Origin of the sequence: Flavobacterium suzhouense, assembly GCF_042684765.1 — a bacterium.
GTDB lineage: Bacteria > Bacteroidota > Bacteroidia > Flavobacteriales > Flavobacteriaceae > Flavobacterium > Flavobacterium suzhouense.
On the sequence record NZ_JBHUMD010000003.1, the window covers coordinates 204056 to 221967 of the forward strand.

Here is a 17912-nt window from a genome sequence, read left to right on the forward strand (position 1 = left end):
AAAAATATAAACACACGAAAGCAAAATGCCGCCTCTACAGGGCGGCATTTTTGTTTATTCGAAGCTGCACTCATTATTTGGACACGGATCCCGATAGCTATCGGGACGGATTGGGCAGATTTTCACTGATTTTTTATAATTGCGAATAATTTATTATTTTAGCTTAAATCTTACAAATCGCAAGTGAGCTCAATACTTCATAAACAACTTACAGGAGATATATTAAAAGCATTCTATGACGTTTACAATGAACTGGGCTAGGGCTTTTTAGAAAGAGTATATCAAAATGCTCTTTTTTATCGAACTGAAATCAAGAGGTTTTGAAGTAGAAGCGCAGAAATCAATTACCGTATATTATAAAGGAACTCAGGTAGGCAATTATATTGCAGATATTATCGTTAACAAAACTGTTATACTAGAACTAAAAGCCTGTGCGGATATCCATGATGAGTTTGAATTCCAATTATTAAATTATTTAAAAGGAACTGACTGCGAAGTGGGATTACTTCTTAACTTTGGCAAGGAACCGGAATTCATAAGGAAGATATTTACAAATGATAAAAAAAAGCATCGCCCTAAAATAAATCAGTGAAAATCTGCCCAATCCGCGTCATCTGTGTTCCATTAATTTATAATTTTAAAAGAGTATCATGAAAATAGAAATATGGAGCGATATCATGTGTCCGTTTTGCTACATCGGCAAAAGACGTTTTGATACCGCTATGGAGCAATTTGTCCACAAAGACAAAGTAGAGGTGGTATGGAGAAGCTTTATACTTTCACCCGACCTGCAAACCGACCCTTCCAAAAACATCAACGAAATGCTTGCCGAGCACAAAGGCATACCGGTAGAAGAGGCTGCCGAAATGAACGCTTATGTTACTAAAATGGCCGCCCAGACAGGACTAACATACAACTTTGATACTGCCATACCGGCAAACACCTTTAACGCACACCGATTCATTCATTTTGCGGCAGATCATGGCAAGGCTGCCGAAGCCGAAGAAAAGCTGTTTGCCGCTTACTTTACCGAAGGCCGTAACATAGACGATGCCCCTACCCTTGTAGATATAGCCATCGAACTTGGCCTGGACACCGATAAACTGGCACACGCCATGGGCAGCAATGGTTATGTACAGGAAGTAACTACCGACCTGATGCAGGCACAAAATGTTGGAGTGCGTGGCGTACCTTTCTTTGCTTTTAACCGCAAGTATGCCATTAGCGGAGCACAGCCTGTAGAAGCTTTTTTAGAAACGCTGGAAAAAGTATTTGCAGAGGAAAATAGCATTCAGTAACAGTTACAGCATATACCCATACAAACACTATAATAAAAAAAACGCTCCTTTACGGGAGCGTTATTGTTGTATCGGCAAGGCAGTTAATGTATTCCATAATCATATAACCATCGGTTACATCTGAAGTATAAGTACCTATCGTCTTACGCACTATTTTGCTCTTTTTAAGCATTTCGAGTGCACTATTGTCTATTTTTATGCGTGGCCTTGTACTAAGGTTAGTATTTGCCCCTACTCTAAACACGTCAATTACCGCTTCCGGAAAATTAAGTTTAACCCCATTTTCCAACTGTAGTATAAGACCTTTTACATCTTTATTTTTATAATTATCAGTACAAACCGCTACCCTTAGTTTAAACTGTCCGTCTGCTGTCCTAAACAGGCTGATATCATCTAAAAGAGGGGTACGGGTTTCTTCTACATAGCCTTCGCCGGCAGATATCCATTTTTTTCCTTTTTCGAGTCCGTTACAAAAATGCCCATCCGGAAAATCGATACCTCCAACCACTTCAAAAACAAAATCGCATTTAGCCGTGGTGTGATAATCGAAATATACGGTTCCTGTCTCGGGATTTTGAAGCGTTAGTACATAGTTAGTATAACGTGGTTTATAGTCTACAACTTTAAATATTTTACCTTCAATTGAAGCGGCATCAGTATAGCGTAAACCTTTTTTATAGAGCGAATGTATTTCGGCATCACTGTAAAATCCTTTGTAACCAACACCTATCTCTGATTTTTTTAACGGCAACACTTTCAATTCTTTACCCTTTAACAGATGAACGTCCTTACCCGGAAAGTTTTGAGCAAATGTAACAATAGAGAGTAAAGAACATAACAGCAACATTATCTTCTTCATAGCAGTTTTTTTCTTTTTTTTTTGACAAATATATCTTCTTTAAGTTTTTTTAAACAGAATTATTCCTACTTTAACATTTTGAAAGAAAAAAGCTGCATTTTAACAGAGTTTTTTAACCGTTCGTCGAATAGAAATCATAATTACTGTCTATCTATACCGATAACAGCTTTATAAGATTTTTCCCTACTTTATTTGGTTGATTGTTGTTGGTTGTTGGTTGTCGGAAGCTTCACTCTCACCCAATAAAAAACGCAGCAAAATGCTGCGTTTCTATACAATTTGTATATACTTTACAGACGTAGCAGTGCTACGTCTCTACCAAAAAACTATTATAGCTTCGGACTTATGACTTAAGACAAAATCAAATCAACAAATAACCAAATCCACGAATCAACTTTTTATTGGCTGCAGTTGCCGGCAACGATTTCTGCTACTGTTGGATTATAAAGATTATCAGCTATATAAGCTGGTTGAATAAAAATACCTTCGTTTAACAAAGAAGTTAATGAACAAAAATCTTTAAGCTCATCATTCCCATACACATACAATTCCGCCTTAAACATTGTTATATTTTGAAACCCTTCTAATGACTGAAGAGCATCATTACTGCTTATTTCAAATTTATTTTCACTATAAAAAGGTGAGGTACTCAAAGTGGTTAACCCGGAAAAATGGCTTAATGTAGCCAGTGAGTCGTTACCAGAAATTATAAGATTTCCAAGTGTTTTTATATTCTGAACACCATTGCACGACTGTAGAGCATCACATGATGTAATCTTAAAAGAATCCATTTCCGTTATCGGTTGAAGACCTTCAATAGACACAAGATTAGGCAAATAACTCAATGTCAAACTTGATATAGCTTCTATGTTACCCATACCATCAAAGTTATAGAAACCGCAACTTGAAATTACAAATGACTTAACGTATTGAAGATTATCAAGTCCTTGGAAAGAAGATAATTCTGGATTGTTAGCAAGCCCAAACATTACATTTACATTTTTTAGTCCATTGAGCCCATTCAAATTTTGTAGGTGATCATTATTTTCAATAAAAAAGTCATCAACTTCTTCGATAGATTGTAAGCCCTGAAGATTAGTAAGAGCATCATTATTCCTGATAACTAAATCTCCAAAACTATTGTTTATACCAACATATTTAAGTGAGCTTAGAGGTGTCAATTCGGCGAGTGCCGAGTTATGCTGTATCGACAGAGATCCTGAAATAGACTCAAGATTATTTAAACCATTTATCGAAGTAAGCAACAAATTCTCACTAATAGTTAATGAACCCTCAATTTTAATGAAAGAACTGAATCCTGCAATACTTGTAATATCACTATCAACAACAATAATTTCCATATCTTCTCCTTCTCCAACTGCTTCAACACGCGGGCCAATCATTATATTTCCTTTAATTGTACAGTATCCCTTCGCTGCGAAAGCATCAACTTCAGCCTGTGTAGAAAGCGCTACATTACCATTGTAAACTTTTGAACACGGTGTTGGTATAGGATTCTCAGGATTTTGATTGTCTGGATTAACAGGAGCACTGTCGTCACTGCTACAAGCAAACAGTGTCATTGCCAAAAAGGCAAAAAATAGCTTTTTCATTAGTTAAATTAATTGATTGTGGTGCAAATATATACAATTGTAGGAAATAATTGGTTGATGGTTGTCGGTTGTCAGTTATTGAAAGCTTCACTCACACCCAATAAAAAAACGCAGCAAAATGCTGCGTTTATATACATTATTTGAATACACCCTACAGACGTAGCAGTGCTACGTCTCTACCCGAAAACTATTATAGCTTCGGACATCCGACTTCGGACAAAATCTAAAATCTGAAATTAATACACAGTCTTCTTACTCACCGTCCTGTTTACATCAATTGGAGATAAAAGCGTTTAAGATCAATTAATTCTTTACTAGGTTTATAATTAGTGATATTATTAATTCTCTCTGTTCAGGAATACTTTGAGCAACAGCTAATGCAATCGCAACAAGCGCATTATCATTTATCTTTAATTTACCTTCTTTTGTCAGATGAATATTATTTTGTTCTAAAAACCATACAAAAATAAAAGAACCTATCCTCTTATTACCGTCACTAAAAGCATGACCTTTTATTATTGAGTACAAAAGCTGAGCAGCCTGTTCTTCAATCGTAGGATAAGCAAGCTGACCAAACACAGTTTGGGAAATACTTCCAAGAATCCCTTTAAAAGAATCATCTTTTTCATTACCAAACAACTCTCCTGCCTCACCCTTAGCAGCTAAATTTTCTTTTAGTTTTTTTATTGCGCCTTTTACATCGTCATAGTTAATAACATATATAAGTTCTTCTGTCAAACCTTCTTTACCAAGGCTCTCTGTATCATATTTATTTAAAAGCTCAAAAGATTTGGAATATTGATTAATTATCGAAAGAAATCCATCTGTAAGTCTACTTTGAACTTCAAATAAATTCTGGTGTAGTATACTTATTTTACTTTCCAGTTCAGTTATTTTATCTGCATTACTTTTTAGCAACTCTTCATTTACCACATATCCTTTTACCAGATATTCTTTTAACTTTTGAGTAGCCCATTTTCTAAATTCCGTAGCTATAGGAGATTTAACCCTGTACCCTACTGAAATAATAACATCTAGATTATACAAATCAAGTCTTCTTTCTACGCTTCTCTTACCTTCAACCTGAACTTGGCGGTTTTCCCGCCAGGTTGATTCTTTGTTAAGTTCTCCTTCTGCATAGATATTTTGAATATGCTCACCAATAGTTCTCCTTGCTTTTCCAAACAAATCCATAATTTGATGCTCCGAAGCCCATATCGTATCATGTTCAGCATCTAAAATGACTTCAAATTCTTTATTTTCAGATGACGGCTTAAAAACAATTATTTCGTTATTCATTTTTTACAGATTTACATTAATACACGAACTAGTGCATTTTTTGCAATAGTTCATTTCAACCCCTAATAAACACTCTTCTTACTCACCGTCCTGTTTACATCAATTACGTAGAACAGCGCCTGAATATCATTCATGTGCAGGGTGAAGTCGGTAAACTCGGGGCTATCGTTAAGGGAGTGGCAGGTAATGGTTCCCTCTTCCACATTATGGTCGATGATCTCTTTAAGGAGCGGCATCTTGCTTTGGGTAGTATAAATAACCCAGTACGGAAAATCGCGGTAGCGCAGCTTGCCCAACCAGTGGTGGCGTTGCAGCTCGCGGGTAGAAACGATGCTGTTTCGGGTAACGGCATTGCTGGAACCATCGTCCATACTGTCGCCATTTACGCGAAAAGCCACATAGCGACCCTGCACCGGCTTATCGACCAAAATACCATGCTGACTCAGGTCCATTAAAAAATCGGCATCCTGATAGGTACTTAAAAAACCCGCCTGAACGTTGAACTCTGCCAATGGCATGAGCATATAATACTGTCCGTTAGGCAACTCAATAAACTTGTTGCCGTTCTTGTTCTCAAAATCGTCAGCGAGTTTTACCAGTTCCTGGTGTTTTACGGTAGTAAAATTAGCCCTGTCCTGATTAAGTACTTTGTCTAATATTTCACTTTTTGATTTCGGGATAGGCTTACCCTTCTCATAATTAATGATGGTTTCGCGGCTTGCACCGATAAGGTCGGCCAATTCTTTTTGGGTCAGTCCAAGTGCTTCGCGTTTTTGTTTAATCGCTAATCCGTCCATATTCAAATCTTTAGGGGCATTGTTAATAAAATCGCATACCTAAAGTGTAAAATTTAACCTTTAAACATTTTGCAATGTGGAATATTACACTTAACTTTGCATCATATTCAACAAAGGTACTAAAAAATGCACAACTTCAACATCCAACCCAAAGAAAAAGTGGAACTAAATGCCATAACCTCAGCAGAACAAGGGCATTCCACCTCACAAAAAAGTTCAACAAAAGTGGAATATACCACTAAAAACGAACAAAATAAGACTTCAAACACCCCAAACAGGGTTACAGTTACAACAGTAACACACAGTGAAGAAGAAAAAAAAGCAATATTACACTTTAACCGCGACAGAAGGTTTACTATTACAGAATAGTTGTCAGTTATCGGTTGTCGGTTGTCAGACCAATAGCAACACTAAAATCCAACAACTGACAACCATCAACCAACAACAAAAACTACTAAAGAAGATCCGCAAACAGCAAGCCCTCATCGAGAACCTCAAAACCCTGCCCTTCTACACCGTCTTTAACCAACGGACCCAACAGGAAAAAGACATTGCCAAGGCAGAGAAGAAACTACACAGTTTGCAGGCGCAGTATTCAGTGAACAGTCGCAGCGAACAGTACTCAGCACGAGTAATAGGAGCAGAGTGAGCAACTCGGAACACGGAACCCTAAACCCGGAACACAACATCAAGACTTCAATCAAAATACTAAAACAAAATGACAATCAAAGGAACCATCGAACACATTGAGTACCGCACAACGGCAGGCTACGAGAAAAAAGTAGTAACCATTATGCCCGACCACAGGCAGCGTGCCTTTGTAGAATTCCGTGGCAGGAAAATGGACGACCTGCACGGCTATAAAGAAAACGACGAGATACAGGTAAATGTACTGCTGGAAGGCAAAACCTCCAAAAACAGCGGCATACAGTACAATAATTTAGTAGTTACGGAGGTAATGGCCGTAGGCCAGTAGGCAGTATTCAGTCGCAGTTTTCAGTTAGGAACGTTCTGTCATTTCGACCGGAATGCAATGGAGTGGAGAAATCTCAGAATATTTACTGAATGTAATAAGATTCCTCAATTCCTCCGCCGCGGCGGATGCATTCGACTCGAGGCTTTAGCCGACTGGCGTAGCAAATGACACAGCTCATCAAGACTTCAGACATCCGACATCGGACTTAAAACTCAAAAACCATGGAATCAAAACAACAGGAATATACCGAAAAGATCTTAGGCCAGTTACAACAGCTATTTAGCGAAGAGAACGAAAACCGCATCAACATCAGCGAACTGGAAGACAACAGCAACGCATCCGACTTCTTTCACGCACTTGCCAACCTTGCACCCACTGTAGTCTACACCAAACTGACCCAAAAGGAAATAGGCACGCTCGACTTTAACCACATTGCCAACAGGCTGTGTTTTCAGAATTGCTTTGTAAAACAGGACAGCCCGGAGTCGCAGTCGCAGTCTCAGTCTCAGTTGGCAGCAACAGCTGAGTAAGCATTCCCGACTGAAGCTACGGCATTAAACTCTGTGGCGTGAAGCAAATTGGATATTGAGGCGTTAAGAAGCATCCGCTGTTTGAGGCGAAGCCGAGTTCGGATGGTTTAGCCGAGATATTCAATTTGTAGCCTAAGGAGTTCAGCCGTGCCTTTTTGCTTCTTTTGTGGCAAGACAAAAGAAGAAATAAGAAGAGATTACTTCGTCCGTTCGGCTTTCAGCCTCACATGGAGAAGAGTGGAGTGAGGAATCTTTAAATATTTCAATCATTCAATCTTAAATAAAATTAGCATGTACAAAATAAAAGGTATAATCACCGCCATAGGCGACATAAAAACAACAAAACTGGGCACTGCGGTACAGCAGCTGCACTTTGAACAGGAAACCGGCAGAATGTTTTACCCCTCTGCCCTGGGCACAAAAATAGACTTGCTAAAGGATATGCTGCCCGGTGACGTAGCCGAACTTGAATTTCATATCTCAGGCTCAAAAGGAACGTATAACAATGTAATAATTGACAATTTGGTGAGAGTGTAATGAAAGACCCGGCTTTCCCATTTTATGCACAGGATTTTATTGTAGGCACTATGCACATGACCTTTGAAGAAATGGGTGCATTTATAAAACTACTGGCTTACCAGTGGGTTAATTTGGGTATTCCTAAAAATAGGCTTGGGTTTATTTTGGGTTCAGGTTGGGAAACTGTTTGGGCATCTATTTCGGATAAATTTATAGAAGAAGACGGTATTCTTTATAATAAACGTATAGAAGAAGAGCGCGACAAAAGAAAGGCTTTTAAATTAAAACAAGCTGAAAACGGTAAAAAAGGTGGCAGACCAAAAAAGAACCAACCTTCTGATTATAAACCAAATAAAACCTCAAAAACAATTGGTAAAAACCCAACTAAAACCCAAAAAAACCCTTTAGAAAATGAAAGTGAATATGAAAATAAAAGTGTAATTGATAATCGAAAAGAGGGTAAGGGAGAAAAACAAAAAATCGTTTACCCGTTCGATACCAAAACATTCAGTGAGCAATGGGCAATATGGAAAGACTACAAGGCAAACGAGCATGGGTTTAAATACAAAACCGCTGTTAGCGAACAAGCCGCCCTTAGCAGTCTCGGCACCCTCTCCAAATATGACGAAGCCACTGCCATAGCGATAATGCACCAGAGTATGGCAAACGGCTGGAAAGGTTTCTTTGAAGAGAATACCACACATGGAAGCACAAAACAACCTTCCGGCAAAGGCGAAAGCAGCTATAGCGACGCTTTCAAACGAAAGATTGTTGGCCGTTTACAGTCCGAATAACTGCATGCGCCACGCCGGGAAGCTCGCAACCATAGAAGATGCCATGAACAGTACCGCGCCCACCCTTGGCACCCTGCACCGCGAGAAAAGCCGTGACTTTACCATAGGGCTCGTTATGGGGTGGCTGGTATACCTTAACGAACTGCTCGCCCTGCGAAAGCCCATGAGCGAAGACCAGATAGAACTGTGCGCTACCGAGATTACCGATACGTTCTACACCCTTAAGATGAGCGACCTGACCTACCTGTTTAGGCGTATTATTTCGGGGCAGTATGGCGAGTTTTATGAGAGCCTCACGATTTCGAAAGTGCTTACGTTCTTCAGGGATTATTTTGACGAACGCTGCCGCCATGCCGCACAGCAATCGATACGGCAGCACGCCGATTTTTCGAGCCAGGACACATTTAATTACTCGCAAAACCTCCGCAGGATATGGAATGGAGACTCAAAAGGTTATTGAGTTTCGGGTTTCGGGTTTCGGGTTACCACGATTGCTGACAGAACGCAGATACCGCAGATCTTGGCGGATAATCGCGGATTTCAGCACGATTGAGCCATTCCGAGTGAAGCTACAAATAACCAAATAACCGCATCGACAAATCAACTGTTCTTTGACATACTGTAAAAAACCAATTATTCCCGAATGGGAAAACTAAACCCCTCACGGGTTTTCCATACACCGCTTTTGCGGCCATTCATCCGATTTTACACTACCGTAATCTGATTCTATAGGTTAATCTGCTAAAAAATAAATAGCTTTACAACTCATTATCAGGATACCAAACCAATATTTCGACATAAATCTAAAATCCAACTAACCATGGCATTACTAACAAGAACACAAATAAAAACGGTGGTTTTAAGGAGCCTTAAAACCATTGCCGACCTGCCCGAAGACCCTGAGGCAGCTACTTTTGCCGCTTTTGACAATTTTCAGAAGCACGTTTTCCTCTCCACACTCAAAGGTCAGATAAACGCCCTGCCCTACTACATGAACGACGGCAGCACCAGCTATCTCGCCTATTATAACATTAACCTTACACCCGACTCTACCGACGAATGGCCTACTGTAGCCGACTGTATTGACTGGATAATTGAAAACCAGAGAGTTGTTTACCTTTAATACCATCCAACATGAAATACCTTTTTTACCTGCTACTTGCCTTAAGCATACCCTTGCCGGCATTGGCACAAACCGATATTGTTACTCCCACTAAAATTGCCCTGATTAAAAACACCGTGGGCGAAGCATCAATGTCTATCGACATTCAGCTTGACATCAATAAAAACGAAAGCATCGACTTTGACCACTGGATAAACCACCCCGAAGACAAGCCTAAGGTTTCGCTTCAGTATGGCGATCAGAAATCAGACTGTCCGCTACGCGTAAGACCCGAAGCCTCGGCAAAGAATTCGATAGGGTTTATCGTAAGCGGATTTACCGAGTCGACCCTCGAACGCTTTTTAAACCGTGACCACGACAACCAGATAAAACTGCTGGTAGAAAATGATGTACGGGTAAACCTGCTGCATATGCCCGACACTATGGCAACGTCGCATCTTCTGGTCATTAAAGCCGATGTGCTCAACAAAATGATAAATGACCAGCTTACCATTACCGCCGACGACCGTAGTGGTTTCCTGACCTCACTGAACAACTTTTACTACTACCAGAACAAGGTCGATTTTGGGGTGCAGCCTTCGCAGGACACCGTAAAAACAAGCTATATCCTAACGATGAAGCTGCAAAACGCTTACAATCGCAAGAACTTCCTGAAGTGCGACGATTCCCAAAAAGGCACTCCCATATACTGGAGCCTGGATACGCGCCTGAGCACCGAGTTTAAGGATTCGCTAAACTACATTAAGTTCTACCCCGTTAACCTGATGTGGGAGAACTACAGCAAAAAGATTCCGTTCCAACTAAGCATAAAGGCAGGACATGAGTCGAGTCAGGATTTCATCAGCAAAAGAGCCGCACTCGACGCATCGATAACCCTGATTACGCCAAACGCCATAAACCTTACCACAGCCCAGTCCAACCGTTTGCGCCTGAAACCCGTAATCACGGCAGGGATAAAAGGCTATTATGACTATTCCAACAACGTGGAAGCCTTTACATCGGGTCAGCCCCACGTAGACGGGTATTACTATGTTCCGGTGTTTAACAACTACGCTATCATCTTCGAGGGTACCGCCTTTTACGACATGAGTACTGTGCGCAACCCCGACAACAAGATACAGGGCAACTACTCGGTAACACTGGGTGCCGAGATACCCAAAACAGGCTTTAAGGCCATGTTTAAGTACGTAGACGGTAAAAGCGACATCAACTTTAAAGACGGCTCGGTAATAGCAATAGGTTTGCTGATGGATTTCTTCCAGGAGAAGAAGTAAGCTGCGCTGTTTCGGGTTATTGAGTTGCGAGTTTAGGGTTGCCACGGTTGCTTTTATACGTTTTGTCATTCACCGTGCTGTCATTGCGAGCGGATCCGCCGCGGCGGAGGAGCGTGGCAATCTATTTAATGATCTGTCATTCCGACGAAGGAGGAATCTCTATTAATCCCAATAAATATCAATAGAACACGGATGACACGGATTGAGCGGATGAACACTGATTTTCCTGTGCCTGCTGTCATTGCAAGGAGGTACGACGTGGCAATCTAACACAATACTTTTTATTTACAAGAAAGTAAATTAATATTTAAGATATTTTTTACAATATTAAAACATATTGATATGTTTTATATATTTGAAATACTTATAGGTGTCAGATGCTTGAAATTCGCAAAACCATACATGAAGCTGAAAAAGTATATGATACTGGCGCTAGACCAATATTAGTTACTTGCGATGATGTACAAGACTGGGTTTGCAAACACAATCAACCATCTAAACTTTGCAATGAAATTATTGGATCTAAATTTGCCGAAATATGGAACCTCAAAACTCCTGAGATTTGCCTAATAAATGTCATAGAGGACCATATACCAAAAAAATATTTAAATGTCCTTCAACCCATTAATTTCAGAAAATTATGTTTTGGATCATTATATCGTGCAAATTCAAAAGAACTCGATTCTTCAACAACTTTACTATTTAAAGAGTCTGGTTTTAGAAAAAAAATTAAAAACAGAGAGGATTTTTTAAAAATTGCATTATTCGATATTTGGCTTTCAAATGAAGACAGAAATTTCAACAATTCAAACCTTTTTATAGACTTTGAAAAATCTGATCAAATTTATTTTTGGGTCTTTGACCATGGAGAAATTTTCAATTCAAATTCAATTCAACATGGAACATTTATAATTACTGAAGATGAATCGATTATAAAAACTGAATTAGCCAACATTCTGTTTAAGAAGGGGCAAAAATTAACAGACACTGTTAATAACTTAGTTGAAAATTTTTATCTTTGCACCTCTGAATGTGAGCAAAATTTAACTGGGGTTTTAGACCTTATCCCAACACAATGGGGAGTCGATTTAGATGAATTAGAAAAAAATATCAGAAAAGAATTATTCACTAAAGAATGGTTGGAGGAGTGCGAGCAAACTTTCCGATCATTCATTCAGATAAATATAACAAACAAATGAAAACATTTTTCAGCATAATCTATATTCCTCTTAACCCTGCTTTAAAAGAAAAAGTCAGTGTCGGATTGATTATGTCCGATGGTGAGAGAGATTATTTTAAGATTTCTAATTCGAAATTAAATGTCATTAAACATTTAATTCCCCATCAAAATTTTTCGATTTTAAAAACATATTTCAAAAGTCTAAGTAAAGACATCAATCAATATTTTGACGATAATGACTTTAAATTAATTACAACTAAAAAATCTTCTAATTGGATTAATGAATCATACATGTCATATTTGCATAGATATGCAAATAATCTTGTCTTATTCTCAGAAATAAAATCAATTGATATCAAATTAGATAAAATTAGTTTCAAAAAAATATTTGAAAAATATATTTTTGAATTCGATGAAGAAGAAGTTCATCATAGAATATTTCATTTAGAAGAGACAATAAAATTAGATTTATATGATAAAATTGAAAATCGTGTAAATATTGACACACTAATTAGCCCACGAGATTTTGAAGAATTAATCACTCCTGTCGAAGTTGGTTTTATTGGACGAAATGGAACAATTGTTGCTGGTCAAACTGTTGATTTTTCAAAGAGATTATATAATCTCGAAAATGATTTAACAAAATTTATCTCTTTTACAAAAGCAGCGGATTATAAACAAAATCAACAAAAGGGGAAGTATTTTATAGTTGGGGAAGAACCTAATAAAAAAGAATTCCCTCAGAACCACAGAACTTGGAAAAACGTAAAAGACAGCAAGTTAGTCGATTATGTCAACTCAAATGAAATTGAAAAAATTGCTGATTATATTGAAAAAAAAGATGTAACACCATATTTTAATAAAGAAGCCTCAAATTAATGAGGCTTTTTCTTTAATATTTCCTTCACTCTCTAAAAAATGAACCCCGAAGCACTCCCTGCTTCTCCCCATTTAAAAAAACCTACCCGCAAGGGCGTTAAGCCACAATACCGCGATACCTACCCTGCCGAGGCACACAAACTCTGTTTGCTCGGTGTACAGGACAGGGATTTGGCGGCTTACTTTGGCGTATGCCGTAAGACCATCCTGAACTGGAAAAACTCCTACCCCGACTTTGCCGAGGCCATTACCCGTGGCAAAAAGGCTGCGGATATGGAGGTGGCGGCTTCGCTATACCAGGCAACGCTGGACAGGATCATCACGACCAAACAGGCCATTAAATGCAAGGAGATCTATTATGACGATAACGGCAAACGCGTAGAGAAGGAACGCGTGGAGATCGTGGAAGTGGAAAAGCACATTCCGGCCGACTTCCGTAGCCAGCAGTTCTGGCTCAAGAACCGCAACCCTAAAATGTGGAGCGATAAATATTTAGAGGATGACGACGATACCCCAAAAGCCGTCTCCCTGAATCTGGGCTCCGGCCTTGACCCTTATGAAACTGCTGATTAAGCAGGAACATGCCATTTTTTTCCTGAAGGACAACGTTACCGAAGAGGTACTTTACGGCGGTGCTGCCGGTGGCGGAAAATCGGCTCTCGGATGCCTATGGCTCATGGAAATGTGCCAGAAATACCCCGGAACACGCTGGCTTATGGGACGGAGCAAACTGAAAACCCTTAAAGAAACCACACTCAACACCTTCTTTGAGTTGGCAACGATGCTAAAGCTGGGCGGACAGTTCAATTATAAGTCGGCGGAGCATATCATCCACTGGAAAAATGGCAGTCAGATTATCCTCAAAGACCTGTTCCTCTATCCTTCCGACCCAAATTTTGACAGTCTTGGGTCACTCGAAATCTCAGGTGCTTTTATTGACGAATGCAACCAGGTAGCTTATGCTGCATGGCAAATCGTGAAGTCCCGTATACGCTACAAACTCAACGAGTACAACCTCATCCCCAAGATGCTGGGAAGCTGTAACCCTGCAAAGAACTGGACCTACAAGGAGTTCTACAAAACCACCCGCGAAGGCAGGCTTGCTCCCTATCGCCGTTTCATTCAGTCGTTGCCTACGGACAATCCGCACCTGCATCCGAGTTATCTACAATCGCTCTTACGATTGGATAAAAACAGCCGCGAACGCCTGTACTTCGGCAACTGGGAGTATGACGACGATCCTGCGACCCTGATAGACCACGACAGCATTGCCGATTACTTTTCGCCAACCCACCTTTCGCCGCATGGCGTAAAATACATGACCATAGATGTGGCCCGTAAGGGTAAGGACAAAACGGTTTTCAGGATATGGCATGGGTGGGTGTGCATTAAGCGCGAGGCTATTGCCAAGTCGGGCCTTGATGAAGTTGTAGGCCGTGCACGAATATTACAGTCCAAACACGGCATTGCGTTATCCAACATCATTGCCGATGAAGATGGCGTGGGCGGTGGCGTGGTCGACTTCCTGAAATGCAAGGGCTTCGTGAATAACTCATCACCTCTCGAAATGCGTGAGGGTACTGTTTTTGTAAAACCCAACTTTGACAACCTTAAGAGCCAGTGTTCTATAAAAATGGCGGAGATGATAACCAACAGGCTGGTAGGAGAGATTTGCGACGACCACCACGTGCGCCAGACCACCGCTGAAGAAATGGAACAAGTCAAGCTCAAGGACATTGACAAGGACGGCCGTAAGGGCATCATCGCCAAAGACCGCATCAAGGAACTCATAGGCCGCTCCCCCGACGAATGGGACAGCATAATGATGCGGTACTGGTTTGCGCTGCGGAAGGATTATTCGGCAAGAGTAAGAGTAGCCCCCTAACCCCCAAAGGGGGAACTCTTACGCAACCCTTAAGATTTCTAATATCCCCTCATTATCACGGCTGAGTGGTAATTCCCCCTTTGGGGGTTAGGGGGCTAACATCTCATGAAAAACATCACCCTAAAACACTACACCCGCTTGCGGGATACTCTCGAATATGACCTGATACTGGAGCACCTGAAACCTAAGAACAACTTTGGCGGAAAGCAGATGAACATCCACACCATGCCTTATGCCAATGTAAAGTACTGCATACGGCTGCTGCCAAAGATTAGCGACTGGAATGGGGTGCTTCAGCTTTTCGAGATTTGCTTTGATATTGACGAAAAGACCTTTTGGAAAGCCCCTATAACCGACTTCTTTGCAGTACGTAAATTTGTCACAGAAGAGTTTGCGCGCATTATCGCGACCGAAAACAAGCTGCTCGCCACCCTGAGCACCGACAGTCACCTATGGGACATGGCAGGTGCCGATAAACTCAAGCCGTACAGCGACACGCTTCCGTTATTACAATTGGGAAAACAGTTTGGGCAATATCCGTTCGATCTGGGACGTAAGCCCTACGGCGAAATATTCAGCCTTTTGGCACAAACCAAAGCCCAGAATGAAGTGGAGAATGAGTATAGGAAATTGGTTTCGGGTTAACGGGTTTCGGGTTCAGAGTTGCTTACTCGTGCTGAATTCAGAAACGTGTGTCATTGCGAGCGGAATGACTAACAAGACGAGTAAGCAGTGCTAGTGGGTTGGGGTGAGGTCAAACAAATAACCAAATCCACGAATCAACAAATCAACCCAAACTAACCCCAAGTATCTCCCCATAGGCAACTGCTGCTTTATGCACCAGCTCTGTCCAGTCGTCGGCAGCGTTATCATCGGCACCATCGGAGATGTATTTAAGGCACAGGAAAGGAATTTCCTCGGTCATGGCAATCATGGCAAGAGCATAGGCCTCCATATCAACCACGGTATAATCGGCGGCGGTGTGGCCCATCTCGAAGTTATCGCCCGTACCGCAAACAGCAGTTTTAAGCCCGGGTAATTCGAGTCCGTAACTGATAACCGACGGCAGCCCCGAAAATGGCGTTTCATACTTTTGGTAGCCCAGCGCCTGAACATCCATGTCGCGTTGCACGAAACCTGTACAGCACACTACCTCGCCTTTTGCAAAATGCGCACTCCCGGCAGAACCCAGATTGACGATAAGTTTAGGCTTTTTGGCAGTAATGGCTTTGGTTAGCTGATAAGCAGCATTGACTTTTCCTATACCGGTAATGAGCTTTTCGTGTCCGTTAAAGACTTCGGCAGCTTCCGATGCCAGCGCAAAAGTGAAGAGTATATCGTCAAAGGCAAAAGCCGTGGTTTCGTTGATAACGATCATGGTAGATTTTTTTTGCAAAGATAACTTTTAATGTTTCGGGTTTGGAGTTTGTGGTTTAGAGTTATCTTCTGATCCCAATCAATACTCAATGGAACACGGATCCCGATAGCTATCGGGACAGATTGCACGGATTAGCATAGATTTCCCATCTGTATGAGTTTAGCTTCAAATCAACATCAACAAATAACCTAATCAACTAAATTTCTATATTTACACATTAACAATAAATATATGAGAACGCCTGCCCTGCTTACCTTCTTGCTACTGTTTATCTTTTCGGAAGCCAAAGCGCAACACCAATACGAAAACATAGCTTCTATCACCGAATATCTTGACCAAAGCGGACTTGAATATGACAAAAAAGACATTGCTGTTTTCAGCATCTTTGATGCGTGGGTCAAAGCGATGAAAATAGACAAAAAGAACGAGTTCCCGGATGTATTTTTCTTTAATACCGAAGGTAAAAGCGTAAAGCTAAGAGGCTATTTATGTTCTCAGACGATAAACAACATTGAAAACATCGGAAAATCTAAGGTTAATAAAAAGGAAGAAGATGCCGACTGGTGGTTTACCTATATGACCTACGCCGAAGAAGACCCTAACAGGTTTGTAAAACCTTATGATGGTTATATTATAATTGCATGGACAAAAATGGTTCCTAAAGAAATGAATGAAACTGCTTTTAAATGGTACACATCGGTTAAAAAAAAGAACAACCCCAATATCAAGGTTTTTCTTTTAAGCTTTGATATTATGGACTTTTGGGAAATAAGCGATGCAAACAAAAAGGCACTGGGTCTTTAGTTTTCTGTCACCGTTTCTAATTGACCGCTCTGTCACTCCGAATGCAGCGAAGCTGAATTGAGGAATCTCAAATAATCCCAATCAATACTCAATGGAACACGGATCCCGATAGCTACCGGGACGGATTTGGGCAGATGAATACGGATTTTTACCGGCTTAGGTGAGAGTTTCCCTTAAGCTTTGGGTATACCTTATCAATGTTGTAAAGCATAAGATGAGAAGTACCCTCTACCATAAAAACAGTATCGCTATCAACATTAAGCACTTTACATTTATGCCCGTTTATAGTGAGTATCTTTTTTTCAGCATTATAGTTCCATAAAAGGGGAGTATTCCTTACTGAGCCATCATCGTTAAAAATGGTATTTTCTTCATCAGAATACATCAGGATGCTTTTAAGTACCCCATCAGCATCAAACACATAATAGTCATTAGGCCAGTTATCGGTTTCCTTTTTTAGGGTTTTGCCTTCTAAAACCACCCATTTGCTTTTGATAAGCTTTTCTTCCAAAGCAGATTGCCTGTTACAGGAAAACAGGGCGATAGCAAACAGTAAAAACAACAGCTGTTTCATGAATTTGGGTTAGAAAGTAAAGCTACAAATTTTTCTGGCACTCTCCTTAAATGGAACACAGATGACACAGATTGTACAGATGAACACGGATTTTTCTCAACGCTGCTGTCATTACGAGCGTAGTGCAACG

Annotated in this window: 23 protein-coding genes; 17 read left to right on the forward strand and 6 right to left on the reverse strand. The window is 40.4% G+C overall.

Annotated features, from left to right (window positions below; translation table 11 throughout):
• Window positions 1-286: 286 nt before the first annotated feature.
• Window positions 287-592, forward strand: coding sequence for a GxxExxY protein (locus ACFSR3_RS01720; RefSeq protein WP_379819435.1), 306 nt, complete (start codon window positions 287-289; stop codon window positions 590-592).
• Window positions 593-650: 58 nt separating this feature from the next.
• Window positions 651-1298: a DsbA family oxidoreductase gene (locus tag ACFSR3_RS01725; RefSeq protein WP_379819436.1), complete on the forward strand. Its 648-nt coding sequence runs from the start codon at window positions 651-653 to the stop codon at window positions 1296-1298.
• Window positions 1299-1347: 49 nt separating this feature from the next.
• On the opposite strand, the gene ACFSR3_RS01730 is transcribed toward ACFSR3_RS01725, so the two are convergent.
• The 4 genes from ACFSR3_RS01730 to ACFSR3_RS01745 form a co-directional block, all read right to left on the reverse strand.
• Window positions 1348-2157, reverse strand: a complete 810-nt coding sequence (locus ACFSR3_RS01730) for a hypothetical protein (RefSeq protein ID WP_379819437.1) — start codon at window positions 2155-2157, stop codon at window positions 1348-1350.
• Window positions 2158-2555: 398 nt separating this feature from the next.
• The gene (locus tag ACFSR3_RS01735) at window positions 2556-3740 is read right to left on the reverse strand and encodes a hypothetical protein (RefSeq protein WP_379819438.1); all 1185 of its coding nucleotides are present in this window, start codon (window positions 3738-3740) and stop codon (window positions 2556-2558) included.
• A gap of 333 nt (window positions 3741-4073) precedes the next feature.
• Complete coding sequence (gene rhuM / locus ACFSR3_RS01740) at window positions 4074-5069, reverse strand: RhuM family protein (RefSeq protein WP_379819439.1); 996 nt, start codon at window positions 5067-5069, stop codon at window positions 4074-4076.
• A gap of 62 nt (window positions 5070-5131) precedes the next feature.
• Window positions 5132-5866: a helix-turn-helix domain-containing protein gene (locus ACFSR3_RS01745; RefSeq protein ID WP_114757666.1), complete on the reverse strand. Its 735-nt coding sequence runs from the start codon at window positions 5864-5866 to the stop codon at window positions 5132-5134.
• Window positions 5867-5992: 126 nt separating this feature from the next.
• Between ACFSR3_RS01745 and ACFSR3_RS01750 the strand changes: the two genes are divergently transcribed.
• The 14 genes from ACFSR3_RS01750 (at window position 5993) to ACFSR3_RS01815 (ending at window position 15671) form a co-directional block, all read left to right on the forward strand.
• Window positions 5993-6235 (forward strand): hypothetical protein, encoded by a 243-nt coding sequence (locus ACFSR3_RS01750; RefSeq protein ID WP_379819440.1) that lies wholly within the window; start codon window positions 5993-5995, stop codon window positions 6233-6235.
• On the forward strand, window positions 6171-6515 hold the full coding sequence (locus ACFSR3_RS01755) for a hypothetical protein (RefSeq protein ID WP_379819441.1): 345 nt from the start codon (window positions 6171-6173) through the stop codon (window positions 6513-6515). Before ACFSR3_RS01750 ends, ACFSR3_RS01755 begins: the two co-directional genes overlap by 65 nt.
• Window positions 6516-6584: 69 nt before the next feature.
• Window positions 6585-6842 carry a hypothetical protein gene (locus ACFSR3_RS01760; RefSeq protein ID WP_379819442.1) on the forward strand — a complete coding sequence of 86 codons (258 nt, stop codon included), beginning with the start codon at window positions 6585-6587 and terminating at the stop codon, window positions 6840-6842.
• A 221-nt stretch (window positions 6843-7063) separates the two neighbouring features.
• Window positions 7064-7372 carry a hypothetical protein gene (locus ACFSR3_RS01765; RefSeq protein WP_379819443.1) on the forward strand — a complete coding sequence of 103 codons (309 nt, stop codon included), beginning with the start codon at window positions 7064-7066 and terminating at the stop codon, window positions 7370-7372.
• 291 nt (window positions 7373-7663) lie between these two features.
• Window positions 7664-7909 carry a hypothetical protein gene (locus ACFSR3_RS01770; RefSeq protein ID WP_114757670.1) on the forward strand — a complete coding sequence of 82 codons (246 nt, stop codon included), beginning with the start codon at window positions 7664-7666 and terminating at the stop codon, window positions 7907-7909.
• The gene (locus tag ACFSR3_RS01775; RefSeq protein ID WP_379819444.1) at window positions 7909-8685 is read left to right on the forward strand and encodes a hypothetical protein; all 777 of its coding nucleotides are present in this window, start codon (window positions 7909-7911) and stop codon (window positions 8683-8685) included. The genes ACFSR3_RS01770 and ACFSR3_RS01775 overlap by 1 nt, the downstream gene beginning before the upstream one ends.
• A 4-nt stretch (window positions 8686-8689) precedes the next feature.
• On the forward strand, window positions 8690-9145 hold the full coding sequence (locus ACFSR3_RS01780) for a hypothetical protein (RefSeq protein ID WP_379819445.1): 456 nt from the start codon (window positions 8690-8692) through the stop codon (window positions 9143-9145).
• A 360-nt stretch (window positions 9146-9505) separates the two neighbouring features.
• Complete coding sequence (locus tag ACFSR3_RS01785; protein WP_379819446.1) at window positions 9506-9808, forward strand: hypothetical protein; 303 nt, start codon at window positions 9506-9508, stop codon at window positions 9806-9808.
• 11 nt (window positions 9809-9819) lie between these two features.
• Window positions 9820-11082, forward strand: a complete 1263-nt coding sequence (locus tag ACFSR3_RS01790) for a hypothetical protein (protein WP_379819447.1) — start codon at window positions 9820-9822, stop codon at window positions 11080-11082.
• Window positions 11083-11459: 377 nt separating this feature from the next.
• Window positions 11460-12281 carry a HipA family kinase gene (locus ACFSR3_RS01795; RefSeq protein ID WP_379819448.1) on the forward strand — a complete coding sequence of 274 codons (822 nt, stop codon included), beginning with the start codon at window positions 11460-11462 and terminating at the stop codon, window positions 12279-12281.
• Window positions 12278-13141, forward strand: coding sequence for a hypothetical protein (locus ACFSR3_RS01800; RefSeq protein WP_379819449.1), 864 nt, complete (start codon window positions 12278-12280; stop codon window positions 13139-13141). Before ACFSR3_RS01795 ends, ACFSR3_RS01800 begins: the two co-directional genes overlap by 4 nt.
• Window positions 13142-13180: 39 nt before the next feature.
• A complete protein-coding gene (locus tag ACFSR3_RS01805) occupies window positions 13181-13714 on the forward strand; it encodes a hypothetical protein (RefSeq protein ID WP_379819450.1) in 534 nt (177 codons plus the stop codon).
• Window positions 13698-15026 carry a phage terminase large subunit gene (locus ACFSR3_RS01810; RefSeq protein WP_379819451.1) on the forward strand — a complete coding sequence of 443 codons (1329 nt, stop codon included), beginning with the start codon at window positions 13698-13700 and terminating at the stop codon, window positions 15024-15026. Before ACFSR3_RS01805 ends, ACFSR3_RS01810 begins: the two co-directional genes overlap by 17 nt.
• Before the next feature lie 105 nt (window positions 15027-15131).
• Window positions 15132-15671: a hypothetical protein gene (locus tag ACFSR3_RS01815; RefSeq protein ID WP_379819452.1), complete on the forward strand. Its 540-nt coding sequence runs from the start codon at window positions 15132-15134 to the stop codon at window positions 15669-15671.
• Between the two features lie 142 nt (window positions 15672-15813).
• On the opposite strand, the gene ACFSR3_RS01820 is transcribed toward ACFSR3_RS01815, so the two are convergent.
• Entirely contained in the window at window positions 15814-16404 is a 591-nt protein-coding gene (locus ACFSR3_RS01820; protein ID WP_379819453.1) for a phosphorylase family protein, read from the reverse strand.
• A 231-nt stretch (window positions 16405-16635) separates the two neighbouring features.
• Between ACFSR3_RS01820 and ACFSR3_RS01825 the strand changes: the two genes are divergently transcribed.
• Window positions 16636-17208, forward strand: coding sequence for a hypothetical protein (locus ACFSR3_RS01825; protein WP_379819454.1), 573 nt, complete (start codon window positions 16636-16638; stop codon window positions 17206-17208).
• 148 nt (window positions 17209-17356) lie between these two features.
• Here ACFSR3_RS01825 and ACFSR3_RS01830 read toward each other — a convergent pair whose 3' ends face one another.
• Entirely contained in the window at window positions 17357-17782 is a 426-nt protein-coding gene (locus ACFSR3_RS01830) for a hypothetical protein (RefSeq protein ID WP_379819455.1), read from the reverse strand.
• Window positions 17783-17912: the final 130 nt, after the last annotated feature.

Bases quoted from the DNA above. Each gene is read 5' to 3' on its own strand.
- ACFSR3_RS01725 (WP_379819436.1), top strand. From the start codon at position 651: ATGAAAATAGAAATATGGAGCGATATCATGTGTCCGTTTTGCTACATC.
- ACFSR3_RS01765 (WP_379819443.1), top strand. From the start codon at position 7,064: ATGGAATCAAAACAACAGGAATATACCGAAAAGATCTTAGGCCAGTTA.
- ACFSR3_RS01805 (WP_379819450.1), top strand. From the start codon at position 13,181: ATGAACCCCGAAGCACTCCCTGCTTCTCCCCATTTAAAAAAACCTACC.
- ACFSR3_RS01810 (WP_379819451.1), top strand. From the start codon at position 13,698: ATGAAACTGCTGATTAAGCAGGAACATGCCATTTTTTTCCTGAAGGAC.
- ACFSR3_RS01790 (WP_379819447.1), top strand. From the start codon at position 9,820: ATGAAATACCTTTTTTACCTGCTACTTGCCTTAAGCATACCCTTGCCG.
- ACFSR3_RS01750 (WP_379819440.1), top strand. From the start codon at position 5,993: ATGCACAACTTCAACATCCAACCCAAAGAAAAAGTGGAACTAAATGCC.
- ACFSR3_RS01775 (WP_379819444.1), top strand. From the start codon at position 7,909: ATGAAAGACCCGGCTTTCCCATTTTATGCACAGGATTTTATTGTAGGC.
- ACFSR3_RS01760 (WP_379819442.1), top strand. From the start codon at position 6,585: ATGACAATCAAAGGAACCATCGAACACATTGAGTACCGCACAACGGCA.
- ACFSR3_RS01815 (WP_379819452.1), top strand. From the start codon at position 15,132: ATGAAAAACATCACCCTAAAACACTACACCCGCTTGCGGGATACTCTC.
- ACFSR3_RS01745 (WP_114757666.1), bottom strand. From the start codon at position 5,866: ATGGACGGATTAGCGATTAAACAAAAACGCGAAGCACTTGGACTGACC.
- ACFSR3_RS01720 (WP_379819435.1), top strand. From the start codon at position 287: ATGCTCTTTTTTATCGAACTGAAATCAAGAGGTTTTGAAGTAGAAGCG.
- ACFSR3_RS01730 (WP_379819437.1), bottom strand. From the start codon at position 2,157: ATGAAGAAGATAATGTTGCTGTTATGTTCTTTACTCTCTATTGTTACA.
- ACFSR3_RS01780 (WP_379819445.1), top strand. From the start codon at position 8,690: ATGCGCCACGCCGGGAAGCTCGCAACCATAGAAGATGCCATGAACAGT.
- ACFSR3_RS01735 (WP_379819438.1), bottom strand. From the start codon at position 3,740: ATGACACTGTTTGCTTGTAGCAGTGACGACAGTGCTCCTGTTAATCCA.
- ACFSR3_RS01825 (WP_379819454.1), top strand. From the start codon at position 16,636: ATGAGAACGCCTGCCCTGCTTACCTTCTTGCTACTGTTTATCTTTTCG.
- ACFSR3_RS01820 (WP_379819453.1), bottom strand. From the start codon at position 16,404: ATGATCGTTATCAACGAAACCACGGCTTTTGCCTTTGACGATATACTC.
- ACFSR3_RS01770 (WP_114757670.1), top strand. From the start codon at position 7,664: ATGTACAAAATAAAAGGTATAATCACCGCCATAGGCGACATAAAAACA.
- ACFSR3_RS01830 (WP_379819455.1), bottom strand. From the start codon at position 17,782: ATGAAACAGCTGTTGTTTTTACTGTTTGCTATCGCCCTGTTTTCCTGT.
- rhuM (WP_379819439.1), bottom strand. From the start codon at position 5,069: ATGAATAACGAAATAATTGTTTTTAAGCCGTCATCTGAAAATAAAGAA.
- ACFSR3_RS01795 (WP_379819448.1), top strand. From the start codon at position 11,460: ATGCTTGAAATTCGCAAAACCATACATGAAGCTGAAAAAGTATATGAT.
- ACFSR3_RS01800 (WP_379819449.1), top strand. From the start codon at position 12,278: ATGAAAACATTTTTCAGCATAATCTATATTCCTCTTAACCCTGCTTTA.
- ACFSR3_RS01785 (WP_379819446.1), top strand. From the start codon at position 9,506: ATGGCATTACTAACAAGAACACAAATAAAAACGGTGGTTTTAAGGAGC.